The 12,601-nt window shown below is 43.3% G+C and carries 11 protein-coding genes; 5 read left to right on the top strand and 6 right to left on the bottom strand.

The window, feature by feature from the left end; all coding sequences use genetic code 11:
* Window positions 1–48: 48 nt before the first annotated feature.
* From DKM50_06830 to DKM50_06855, 6 genes are all read right to left on the bottom strand, one after another.
* Window positions 49–873, bottom strand: coding sequence for a hypothetical protein (locus DKM50_06830; GenBank protein ID PZM79888.1), 825 nt, complete (start codon window positions 871–873; stop codon window positions 49–51).
* A gap of 312 nt (window positions 874–1,185) precedes the next feature.
* Window positions 1,186–2,187, bottom strand: a complete 1,002-nt coding sequence (locus DKM50_06835; protein PZM79889.1) for a hypothetical protein — start codon at window positions 2,185–2,187, stop codon at window positions 1,186–1,188.
* Window positions 2,188–2,303: 116 nt separating this feature from the next.
* Complete coding sequence (locus DKM50_06840; protein ID PZM79890.1) at window positions 2,304–3,530, bottom strand: hypothetical protein; 1,227 nt, start codon at window positions 3,528–3,530, stop codon at window positions 2,304–2,306.
* 44 nt (window positions 3,531–3,574) lie between these two features.
* A complete protein-coding gene (locus DKM50_06845; protein ID PZM79891.1) occupies window positions 3,575–4,711 on the bottom strand; it encodes an acylneuraminate cytidylyltransferase in 1,137 nt (378 codons plus the stop codon).
* Entirely contained in the window at window positions 4,708–5,583 is an 876-nt protein-coding gene (locus tag DKM50_06850; protein PZM79892.1) for an N-acetylneuraminate synthase, read from the bottom strand. The genes DKM50_06845 and DKM50_06850 overlap by 4 nt, the downstream gene beginning before the upstream one ends.
* 58 nt (window positions 5,584–5,641) lie before the next feature.
* Window positions 5,642–7,567, bottom strand: a complete 1,926-nt coding sequence (locus tag DKM50_06855) for a hypothetical protein (protein PZM79893.1) — start codon at window positions 7,565–7,567, stop codon at window positions 5,642–5,644.
* A gap of 265 nt (window positions 7,568–7,832) precedes the next feature.
* Between DKM50_06855 and DKM50_06860 the strand changes: the two genes are divergently transcribed.
* Genes DKM50_06860 through DKM50_06880 form a run of 5 tightly spaced genes read left to right on the top strand, consistent with a single transcriptional unit; the run spans window position 7,833 to window position 12,488 of the window.
* A complete protein-coding gene (locus tag DKM50_06860) occupies window positions 7,833–9,218 on the top strand; it encodes a glycosyltransferase family 2 protein (GenBank protein ID PZM79894.1) in 1,386 nt (461 codons plus the stop codon).
* Window positions 9,215–10,021, top strand: a complete 807-nt coding sequence (locus DKM50_06865) for a sugar phosphate isomerase/epimerase (GenBank protein ID PZM79895.1) — start codon at window positions 9,215–9,217, stop codon at window positions 10,019–10,021. Before DKM50_06860 ends, DKM50_06865 begins: the two co-directional genes overlap by 4 nt.
* Window positions 10,022–10,036: 15 nt before the next feature.
* Window positions 10,037–10,828, top strand: a complete 792-nt coding sequence (iolB, locus tag DKM50_06870) for a 5-deoxy-glucuronate isomerase (protein ID PZM79896.1) — start codon at window positions 10,037–10,039, stop codon at window positions 10,826–10,828.
* A 25-nt stretch (window positions 10,829–10,853) separates the two neighbouring features.
* On the top strand, window positions 10,854–11,780 hold the full coding sequence (locus DKM50_06875; protein ID PZM79897.1) for a hypothetical protein: 927 nt from the start codon (window positions 10,854–10,856) through the stop codon (window positions 11,778–11,780).
* Window positions 11,781–12,488: an acylneuraminate cytidylyltransferase family protein gene (locus DKM50_06880; GenBank protein PZM79898.1), complete on the top strand. Its 708-nt coding sequence runs from the start codon at window positions 11,781–11,783 to the stop codon at window positions 12,486–12,488.
* The last annotated feature ends 113 nt before the right edge of the window (window positions 12,489–12,601 follow it).

The following is a 12,601-nucleotide window of genomic DNA, read 5'->3' on the forward strand; positions in this document are numbered from 1 at the left end:
AATGGGTGAGTTATTGGGGTAACCAGAAAACTTTGAATGAGTAGCTTTCTACAAGAATAACATTCTATCAGGAATAGCCCAGATATTCGAGGCAAATTTGATGATTTCATCGCCAGGGTATACGAGTATCCCTCTGTCAGCGTGGTCAGGATGTTCGGCGATAAATTTCTTGAGTGGAGTTACGTCGGAAGCAAAAGGTTTTTTTGTGTTTTTCACCTCGATAGGTAGTAGTTTATTTCCGCTGTGCTTGATAATAAAGTCGATCTCAAATCCAGCAGATGTTCGATAAAAAAATAGTTCAGGAGGAATAGTCTTGGTCGATGACCATTTTAGGAGTTCCGTAAATACCCAGGTTTCGTATACATTGCCAGATAATTCCTGATTATACTGTCCGGTTATGACATTTATAAGCCCTGTATCCAGGAAATATAGTTTAGGGCTTTTTATCATTCGTTTCGTATGGTTTTGATAATAGGGCATTAGGAGATGAACCTGAAAAGTAAGCTCAAATAGCTTCATATAATTCTGGGCTGTTGTTACAGAAATTCCGCAGTCTCTGGCGACATCTGTATAAGAAAGGAGATTACCTGTTCGATGCGCAATAACATTTTGAAATCTTGTAATATTCTTTATATCTACAGAGGCTTTTATATCCCGTACATCTTTTTCCAGATATGTCTTCTTGTAGTTGCTAAGCCATCGATATTTAATTTCGCTGTTTTCTAAATTATGTACCGCCGGATAACCGCCCCACAATTGATGATTCGATAGTAGTTGCTTCTGATCTTGGATTTCCAGTGGTGAAAATGATAGAGGATACATCGTCCACAATCCGACTCTTCCGGCAAGGGACTCCGGTATTTTTTCCATCATCAAAATTTGAGATTGGTGATTGATATTCCTAATTCAGAAGGGAAAATCTGAGTTAGCAGTGTACTCTTTCCGACTTGCCGAGCGCCTGTTAAGGCTACATTTCTTTCAGAATTGTAGTATTTCTTTAATATTTTTGTTAGTTTTCGTTTAAACATGCCATGCATTATAAAAAGAATGTTTTAAAAATGCTAGGTAATTACAAAAACAACCCAAACAATTAGAGACGAAAAGCTCAGAGCCCCTCCCATCAATCTGAATTGTGCTAGCTGAGTTCCTCGGCGACCTGTATCGCCCAAATTTGATGACGTCTTTTCAATAGACTTGCTCAACCATTTTTTTCACTTCTCCGCATGAAAGCGGTTCATAGCTGGCAGAAGAATAGCGCAGTCCAGGTTTAACCGGGAACGTGTTATTATAAGAATAATCGATGGTAGTATACGTTATTGCAGGCAATATAATAAACATTTCATCAGTCTCGAGAGCGCGCTGACTTTCTTCTGTGGTCAGCAGGTCCTCATCCAGGGTTTCGCCATGACGTAACCCGATATACGTTTTAGTTATATTTTTGTTATTACCAAAAATAGAAATCATAGCATCCGCCAGATTATCAACTTTGATAACAGGCATTTTCAAAAGGAATACTTCTCCACCATGCATTGTTTGAGCAGCTTTTATAACCAGCTTTATTGCCTGCTCTTTTGTTATTACAAACCGTTGCATCTTGGGATCAGTTATGGTGATCGGTCCGCCTTTTTCGATCTGAGAGCGAAATAATGGAACCACAGAACCGCGTGATCCCAGCACATTGCCGAACCGGACGGATGCGAATCTGGTGCACCTATCAGGCCTGCGATGTGATGCTGTAGCTATAAGCTTTTCACCTAACAGTTTAGTCGCGCCCATAACATTACTGGGACTCGTTGCCTTATCCGTACTGATCGAGATTACTCTTTCAACGTTATTGGCTATCGCTGCCTCAATCACATTCTGTACGCCAACAACATTAGTTTTGACTGCCTCAAAAGGATTATACTCACACGATGGAACATGCTTCAGCGCGGCAGTATGAAATACGATATCAATATCTTCAAATGCCGCAGCCAACCGATCAGATTCTCTTACATCACCGATCAACCACCGCAACCGAGGATCATCGTTAAGTTCATGACGCATCTCAAATTGTTTCGAATCGTCGCGGGAAAAAACCCTGACAACCTTGGGGTCGTATTTCAGGATTTCGGTGACAAGGGCTTTTCCGATAAACCCAGAACCCCCGGTAACCACTATCTTTTTGCCTTTTATTAGATCTTTCATAATATTCCTTGATACTTGTCTAGCGAATATAAGCTTTTTTAATTATCGGTATCTATGTTACGCAAGTTAAATAATTATCTGCTTTTTGACAGATGAAATAGTACACTACTGGCACACTAAAACACGCCTGCCTCCTGAAGCACAAGACTCATACTATCCAACCTTTTTCGCAGTGTATGATCCCGCAGCATTCTCTCATGTCCTGCCTGACCAATCCTCTCGCGTTCAGTATCGTGACGAAGGTAATAGTCTGCGAGGATTTCCGCCTCTTCAATTGACTCGAAAGCGACAACCTCTTTCCCGATGTCAAAATACTGAGGCAACTCTGAGGTGAATTTTACCAGACACAAGGTTTTACTCGCAGCTATCTCAAAAATACGCATGGAAACCGCATCGATGAAAAGCCTGGTCATGGTCAATCCGATTTTTGCGCCTTTATAGACATCTGACATCTGCTCACCCCATTGGCAGTACCCATGAAACGTCAAATTACCGGTGCAGGTTAAATTCTGCCACACACCTTCGTCTCCCCATAAAGAAAAACCATAGGGCGCGAGTCTGCGGATAATGGCCTCCCGGAACCTCCTGTCCGATTCATGGGATAAGGTATCAGCGATCATTTCGGATAAAAAACGTTTGTCTTTCGGCTGCCCGTCTGCAATTGCATTAATAATCTCATTTTCGTATAAGGGAGCTAAGTCCTCTATATTTAGTCCGTATTTATCATCTTCCAACAGCAATTTCGGCACAATATAATGACAAATATCCTGATTCTGTTTCTCAAATATCTCATCGAAAAAGTTGATCAGATTATTATCAATTATCTCGCGGGAGTTAGGATAATATTTATATAAAGCGTCAAGTAAATTGTGGTACTCGTTCCGGGGAGCATAGTTACCACCAACAAAAGCGATATTCGATTGATAGTTCTTAGTAGCAGGCTTGTTCATTACGAGCGATTTCTCATCAACAGCCAGCGGGAGCAAAAATACGTTTTTATAGCCTGCCTTACGAAACTTATCGTAATCCTCCTGACAACACTCGAACACAAACGTATAATCAGAAACGAAATGTTTGCTAAAGAGCAATCTATTGACTACTGCATCCACTCCCCAAAACACATATGGAAGCTTATCTCTTTTCGCTATTTCTGCAAGGATAAACTGAAAATTAACAGAAAAAAGAATATCAGGCTTGCTTTTTTCGTATTCTGCGATGCACTCATTAACTGTTGTAACGTAAACGATCTGATGTCCGATATCTTCAAGATAAAACCGAAGCCAATTAATATAGCTTAGTCCGGCTTCTTTTGCCAAAAATAATATGGTCATTTTTTTGCTCATAACTAGAGTACTTTCACTATTCTTCGAAAAAATTCATACCGTCATTATTCTTTAAGGATGAGATCTGCTAATTCCCTCACAACCCCTTGCCCGCCATTCTTCGACAAGACAAGATCAGCCTGAGTTTTAATACTCTCGACAGCATCAGCCGGACAAACACTGATGCCCACACACTGAAAGGCGGACAGATCATTGAGATCATCGCCGATATATGCAATCGCAGCCCGATCAATACCTGTCAGCAGGGCAAGTTCGCAGATCACTGCACCTTTATCCTGAATCCCTTTATAAACGAAATCAGCTTTAATTTTTTGTGCCCGGTAGTCGGTTATCGTACTGGATTCACCTGTGATTATTGCGGTTTTGATACCTCTTTCACGCAATAGTTCGATACCCTTCCCGTCCCTCGTATTGAATTTCTTCAGTTCTTTCCCGGTTTCATCATAGTACATGCCGCTATCGGTAAGTACTCCGTCGACATCAACAGCCACCAGCTTGACGCCTTTAAGGCTATCATGGAGCGTTGCTTCCTGTCTCAACTTAATCAATTTTTCGACAGCGTGCCAGTCAGAAAGTTCGTCAATTTCGATCGCAGTATTTTCCGGCATTTCGTAGATGCCGATCCTGCCTCCCAGACGACACTGTGATTGGGTCAGGACGCTTCGTTTCGTGATGTAAAAAGCGCCATTTTCCATGATCACGCCGTTGTAGTCCTGTCTGCGAGGACGGTTCAAGGGATCATAGCTCAAAGGAGTCCCGGCGATATCCCAGTAAAATCTTTTTTGATTAACCCCGGTTACTAAAGAATCCAGATTTTCTGCGTTAAATTTTTTGTAGGCATTAACGAAATCTAGCGGTTCAGTTAACGGAGACGTTGCCTGGATTGTAACGATGACATCAAAATCCACGATGTCGGCAATATGCAGCATGACTGATTCTGTGCTGGAGGTGTCGGTTGCCAATTCCGCCGGTCGCATGATGATCTCTACGTCCAGATTCAAAGATCGTACGACATCGGCGATCTCCTGTGAATCCGTTGATACGACCACTTTATCAAAAATCCCGGAATTGTATGCTGATTCGAGGGTCCAGGCACACAGAGGTTTCCCGGCCATCAGTTTTATATTTTTCTTAGGAATGCTTTTTGAGCCGCCGCGAAGAGGGATAAGGGCTATTATCATTTGATATCGTATTCTCCTATTTTTCGTTTCAGTTTTTTCCGTTGTACCAGCTCGATATCTAAGATCTCTTTTGGTTTGTATTTCATGGTTTTGTCAACGGCCCGAAGATCTCTCGTTAGCCTGCGAAGACCGTCCGGCTCGAGACTGGCAGCGTGATCAGTACCTTTCCAGGTCCTATCAAGAGTAAAATGACGTTCAAAATATTCAGCCCCCAAGACCATTGCACCGATATCAACAGAAATACCCAAATGATGCCCGGAGAAGCCAATTGCCTTTACTTTTTTTCCATAGGCTTGTTTTAATCGCGTTATTTCCATAAGACAAACATCGTCCATCGGGACCGGATAGCCGGAAACACAGTGATAAATTACCACGTCCTTAGTCCTATTAAACCTATCGAAAAACGAAATAATACGTTCTTCTTCTTTTTGGGTTGTCATACCAAAGGATATATGAATAATCCCCGGGAAATTAATTGCAATATATTCCATCATCTCAAAATCCAGATTAGCAGCCGACGGGATTTTCAGCATGTTGGGCTGCAAAGAAATAATGTCTCTGGCGGAATCAATATCCCACACGGAAGAGGAATAGCCGATCCCCCAGTCCTTGCACCATATCTGCAGCTGCTTGTGCTGTTCAAGGTCGAATTCTAAAAACTCCCGATGTTCGCCATAGGTCGCACCAAACGAATGCATTGGATTAGGATGCGGAGTATTATACTCTGCCTCGGTAAGGAGTGCGCGGGGATTACGTTTCTGGAATTTGACGACATCTGCTTTGCAGAATAGAGCCGCCATTTTGATCATCTCATGGGCAATTTCCATGTCCCCTTTATGATTACATCCTATTTCAGCGATTATTACCGGCATATTGGTCCCCTTTAAATAAACAGTTCAGTATTTACACTATATCAAAAATATAAAAGCATTACTTTACTAATTCATGGTGTCCGAGCGCACTTTGCAGGTTACCTTTAAGCAGGCTGCAGGCTCTTTCCAATGACAGGAAGAGACGAAGAATGTTGATATATTTTTTCCGGTATCTTTTTTCTTCACTCAGATTATGGTAATTCTGAAAATTAACTTTGCTCGCCCTGATTATTGCTGCAGGTATATGCATATCCAGCAGCCTCATGAATGAAGCTGAATTACTGTACGACCGGGCTATTTCGTTATGCAGGAAATCGTATTTTTCTCTCAAGTGTCTTCGTGCGATCTCTTCACGGCAATACTGTATCCACTGGTCAAAAGCCTGGCAGCTCTCAATACACTTATTGACATGTGCCGTTGCTAGTTCCAGTTCTTTTGGAGTTCTTTCGCAATAACAATTAAAGATTTCCTTAAAGATGACCTCGTTATTAAAATAATGAACGATCTCGGAAAAAGATACTCTCTGCGCGCCATCGATCCGGGCGCCTTTTTCGGTAAGGTTAAAAACCGGAGCTTTCATATGAGAACAATAGCCGCCAAGACTTGTAATAAAAAATCGAAAATCTTCCCAGGTTGGAACTGGCCGGCTATCATAATCAGGAACATAAAACACCTCTTTTTCGACAATCTGATGAGCACTCGTCTCAATGTTGCCATCAGCCGTTGAGCTGCCAGGCTTGCGAGTCCTGGAATACGTTTTTCCGTCTCTTTCAATAATATCGATAGTATTCGTGACCGAAGATCCGCCGGCATGATCTGTACTAGCCAGGCTCAAGTCCTGCCCGACCAATATGACCGGATCAGCACCCAATTTGTCAGCGAGCATTAAAGTAAGCATCGCGACAGTGTTGATATCGTTAAAAGTTGCTGCATCCGGAAAGGCTAATTTCTCGAAAACAAAGTCATACAAGCCATCTCCGGCAACCACAAATCTAATCGGTCCCTGCCAGCAATCAAGCAACCCGGAATAGGTATTACTACTCGTCACCAGGAGGATATCTTTTGTCAAATGAGGGTTCTCTTCGAAATATCTATATTTAGTCGGCGGCGGGTCGGTCGCTGTCACGATATCAGGAACAATCCCGTACTCGATAAGCACTTTGAACGCCGTATCTGCGACAATAAAAACAGCTTTTTCCCGGATCCTCTTCAAATCAGGGAGATAATTATTCAGGGACGGTCCGGCTGCCACACACACAAACGGCAGATTACGAAATTTGCCAAACAAGCCATCAACATTAGGCTCGATAAATAAATGCCTAATATTTTTGAACCGGTTCTCGATCATCATAGTACCGCGGACCATAGCCGTTTTATCAATAACCGATCTCTCGACAACAAAATCTTGAACAACCCTGCTGATTGTCCCTGCGTCCTCCAAATAATATTTCGTGACCGTATTCCAGTTAATCATGATCCGATTTCCCAAATTGAGCCACTGTGCACCGCGCAAAGCCCTGAGCTTATCAAGCGTCAATTCCCCCACGATAAAGCTGATATTCTTGTGTAAAATAACGCCTGTAGTATCTTGATAATGAAGCATTAGCTTGAACAAAGTTTTGTCCGGCTCAATAATAATAAGTTCCTTTAACCAGGTTATTTTGTCCAGTAACGGTAAGAGATGATATCCAAACCCGAAACCCACAATGATACCAAACACTGCAGAGTTGAGTTCGCAGGAATGCCGCTGCGAAAATAGTGCCGCAAAATCTTCGGCTTCTTTTTGCGGATCACCTTGGTCGTGGTAATAAAAATCTTGGTTGCCTACCTTTATCTTACAATTCGGAAGGCCACTGTCTGACAAACAATATGTATAATCTTCCGGTATAACTAATTGCACTATTTCCTGCGCCAGCTTTTCGTTCCGGGCTTTCAAGGCTTCCAGGTTTTTTTGGTAGATTGGCTTATCTGGTAGTTCTGTCATAGTTTTCTTGCCTTTATTTATACTATAAGTCCTTATGTTACTATTCGGATGTCCTACTATTTTTAAATTATATCATTTGTATGAAGGGATGTTGTTGCGGCGAATCCGCTCTTCCGGAATTAGCCTGTGGGCGTACCGCCGGCACGCCCGCACACAAAATCAAGAGCTACTACAATAATTCACGTATCCAGTCCATTAACATTATGAAACCCTTCATCTTATGATACAATATTAAGAAATAGTCTACAAAAAGGTCAGCATAGTAATGGCACCCAAGGTTTCGATTATCGTCAGGTCAAGAAACGAAGAACGCTGGATCACTCCTTGCCTGAAGTCAGTTTTCAACCAGACATTTAAGGATTTTGAAGTAATCCTTGTTGATAATAAAAGTACGGACAAGACCGTCGAAAAAGCCAAACAATTCGAGGTGACCGTTGTCGAAATCGACAAATACCTTCCGGGAAAAGCGATCAACGTCGGCATAGAAGCCTCCTGCGGCAGCTATATTGCAATACTATCCTCTCATTGTATTCCGACCAACGAATTCTGGCTCGAAAACCTCGTCAGGAACCTCGATGAAGATACCAACCAGGAAATCGCGGGAGTCTATGGCAGACAAGAGCCGCTCGCCTTCACCCATGATCTTGATAAACGCGATCTCCTGATAACCTTTGGGTTAGACCGGCGCGTCCAGATTAAAGACAGTTTTTTTCATAATGCCAATAGCCTTGTCAGAAAGTCTGTTGTCGAGACGATCCCTTTCGACGACACCGCAACTAATATCGAAGACCGGTTATGGGGCAAAGAAATAATTAACCATGGCTACAAAATAGTCTATGAACCTCAGGCCAGTGTCTATCACCACCACGGCATTCATCAATCAGGAGACCCGCAACGCGCCCATAATATAGTCAAGATCATGGAATCGATGAACGAAAAAGAATTTTCTTCGAAAAAAATCAATCATCTTGATCTCAATATCATGGGTATTATTACTGCTAAAGGCGATCCCTTTATGTTCAATAATAAACCGTTGATCGAGTATACGATAAAGAGCGCCCAGCAATCAAAGCTATTAAATAATCTTATTGTTTCTACTGATAGCGTTAAAACCAAAGAAATAGCGCAAGCACACGGGGTGAATGTCCCGTTCCTTCGGCCTCAGAAACTATCTAATGACGATATCGGTGTCGAGGCGGTCCTTCAATACACCTTAGACCAACTGGAAAAGAGTAATATTTTTCCGGATATTATTGTTTATCTTTCTATTATCCAACCGTTCCGTCCGGTATTCCTGATCGATGAACTCATTAGTATGATGCTGAAAAAAGGGTTTGACTCGGTCCTTCCCGGCTATCCTTCCTATAAGTCCTGCTGGATAAAAAAAGAAGGCAGCTTAGTGCGGGTGGACGAAGGCTTCGTTGCCAGTTCGCAAAAACATCCGATACATATCGGCTATGCTGGACTTGCCTGCGTTACTTATGCCGAGTTCATCCGAAAAGGCCATTTACTGGGAAATAACGTCGGTATTTCCGAAATTGTCGATTTTTACTCGACCATAGAGCTTAAAACCCCGGCAAGTTTCGAACTTGCGGAAAAAGCGTTCCCCTATTGGTGGGCTAAGCAAGAGGAGTACTCAGTCCAACGATGAAATTATCATATGTTGTCTCCACCCATGAGACTAGCTTCACCTCAGTCGCCAGCGGAAACTTAGAGAACAAGGTCCGAATAATCGCTTCATTAGGATATGATGGCATAGAACTCGCTATCCGTGACCCGGGAATGCTCGATGTTTCGTCAATCAGAACGCTTCTCAAAAAGTGCGGATTACAACTAGCAGCGATCGGTACCGGACAGGCTTATGTTGATGAAGGCCTGTTCTTTTCCTCGACGGACGCGGGGATAACCAAACAGGCTATCGAACGGATTAAAGGGCATATTGATCTGGCAGCGCAGTTCGAAAGCCAGGTTATTGTCGGGTTGCTACGAGGCGAAGGAATCAAAAACAAATTCTTTAGCGCTGACCAGTTCAAGAAAAGCCTGAGAGAAATCTGCGCTTATGCAGAAAAGAAAAATACCCGGATAGTGATTGAGCCGATCAACCGGTACGAAACTTCGCTTATTAATTGCGTCCGGGAAGCGCTTGATATCATCCAAGAGATTAACAGTGCTTCACTTTATATCCTGGCAGATACCTTCCATATGAATATCGAAGAACAGCAGCTGCCATCTACGCTTACCATTGCCGCGCCGAAGCTGGCACATGTCCATATTGCCGATAGCGATCGCTGGTATCCCGGACACGGGCATATTGATTTCGAAGCAATCATAACAACACTGAAGCAGATTAATTATCAAGGCTTTCTTTCAGGAGAAATGCTGCCAAAACCGGATTTCGAGACAGCGGCAAAAAAGACAATTCAGTATATGAAAGACAAAATAACACGCTATTAGAGAAAGGAAACAATTATGACCGGATTCTCATCACAACTTAGGATTAAAGAAGGTCGAAATGACGCCAAGTGGGCTGATACAATGTTTCACTACATCAAAAAATTCTCGGTATTTTCTCTGACGGATAACCAGTCAATTGAGTTAACGACCGCAAAAGATGAAGAAGCCGGAGTAGTTATCCTTGAAGGTGTGTGCGATATTGTCCTCGAAGGAAAAGAACACAAAAACCTCGGCACAAGAAAAAGCGTTTTCGAAGGAATACCTACCGCCGTTTACATTCCCGCCGGCACAAACCTCAAAGTTACGGGAACAGAAGTGACCTTCGCTCTCTGTGTCGGAAAATGCTCACAGAAAACTCACTCAGCAATAATTAGACCGGAAGACATTAAAGTCATGCAGGCAGGAAAAGACAACTGGCATCGCGAAGTCCGAATGATCATCGGCCCGGATTCTCCTGCTCAAAATCTGTTAATCGGAGAAACCCTCAATCCTCCGGGGAACTGGTCCGGAACTCCTCCACACAAACATGAACACAATAACCTTCCCGGCGAATCACTGCATGAAGAACTCTATTACTTCAAAACTGACAAACCTCAAGGATATGGAATAGAAAAGTTTTACTCTCCTGAACATAATATCGATATGCTCATTCCAATCAAAGACGGAACAGTTACTTACATGCCCTACGGATATCACCAGATCGTCGCCGCACCCGGATACACACTCTATTATCTATTCTTTTTATCCGGTGAGGGGAAAAAACTTGTGGGCATACCTGACAAGGACCATGCCTGGATAACCAAGTAAATAATACGCTAAAGGAGCTTACACCATGAAAGATATATCAGCTAATGATCTACAAAACAATATCCCTCTCATTACCAGAAAAGATTACCGGAGAATCATCACAACCGGTTCGTACACCTACAATCCGGAAAAAATAATGATTATTGCCGGCCCGTGTACGGTTGAGAGCAAATCCCAGATTATGGAGATAGCAAAAGCTGTCAGGGAAGCTGGGGCAACTATGCTGCGCGGCGGCATTTTTAAACCGCTCACCTTCCCATACGGCGACCCTCTGGGAAAAAGCGATGCCGATTGCGACGGACAGGACCTGGACCGCAAGACTATTATGTCGAAAAAAGAGCTATTTGCCCGGGCAGAAACCCGGCTCGCTTATTTGAAAGAAGCCGGAGATACCTACCATTTACCGGTAGTCTCCGAAATCCTCTATGCTGAGACGGCCGCAATGATGTCCAAGTATGTCGACGTATTCCAAATCGGATACCGGCACATGTTCAACATGGACCTTATCGAAGCATTAGCAAATGTTAACAAACCGATCATCCTTAAACGCCATTACGGAGAAAGCCTGCGCTCGCTCCTCGGCGTAGCAGAACACTTCGAAGCCCGAGGCAAACACGATATAATGTTCTGCGAACGAGGAGTAACTTCGCCGCATACCCACAATGTTGAATCACGGGCAATTATTGATATACAAGCGATCCCTGCACTGAACGAATACGCTCCGACGGTGCCGGTCCTGGTCGACCCAAGCCATTCTACATTTAAGCGCAGCTATGTTGCGCCGGTAAGCAGGGCAGCCATCGCAGCAGGAGCAAACGGGCTACTTATCGAAGTCCACAACAACCCGGAAAAAGCATGGGTTGATCCGCTCCAGGCACTTGGATTTAACGACTTTGAAAAGCTTGTCAAAGAAATCGATCTCATTGGGAAAGTACTCGGGAGGTCTGTCTAAATGACAAAGAAAAACGTAGCGGCAATTATTCTGGCCCGCGGCGGGTCCAAAGGTCTGCCGGGGAAAAACATTAAGCCCCTACTCGGACACCCGCTCATGGAATACACCATCAAACCTGCCAGACAAGTACGGCTCATTGACCGGGTTATTGTTTCGACTGATGATACGGAAATAGCTGCTGTCGCCAAAAGCCTGGGAGCTGAAGTGCCATTTATCCGCCCGGCAGAAGTCGCACAGGACAACACCACCTCGGAAGCGTCCATTAAGCATGCACTTCTTTGGTTACAGAAAAACGAAAACTACCGGGTTGATATTCTTGTTTACTTACAGATCCCTGACCTGTTCAAACAACCTGAATTAATTGAGCAGGCAGTGCGGGCCCTGATAGACGATGATTCCATCGATTCGGCGTTTGTCGGGTATCCTGACAAAAAGAATTACTGGAAAAAAGAAGAAGGAACCTATACCTGCCTTACGCCAGGAAAACACATGTCACGCCAATTGAAACCACCGGTCTTGCGCGAAGATACCGGTCTGGGCTGTGCGACACGGGCACGACTACTCATAGAAGAAGAACGGCGTTTGGGTGATAAAGTTGTCATAATCCCCAATAACGAACTGCTGATCGATATCCACGATGACTTTGATTTCTGGTTCGCGGAAAAAGTCTTACAGGAAAGACCGGAGTTTCAGAAATATAGATTATAGAAAGGATACTCTTTTCTCAAGTATAGTATCCCGTTCCAAACGCTGATATAATGCTACGGAAGGTTTATTCGTGGGAATGAAAATTCATGATATTAAAATATGTAATAAATCCG

The sequence above is a fragment of the Candidatus Margulisiibacteriota bacterium genome (assembly GCA_003242895.1).
In the GTDB taxonomy this organism is placed as follows: Bacteria; Margulisbacteria; Riflemargulisbacteria; order GWF2-39-127; family GWF2-39-127; genus GWF2-39-127.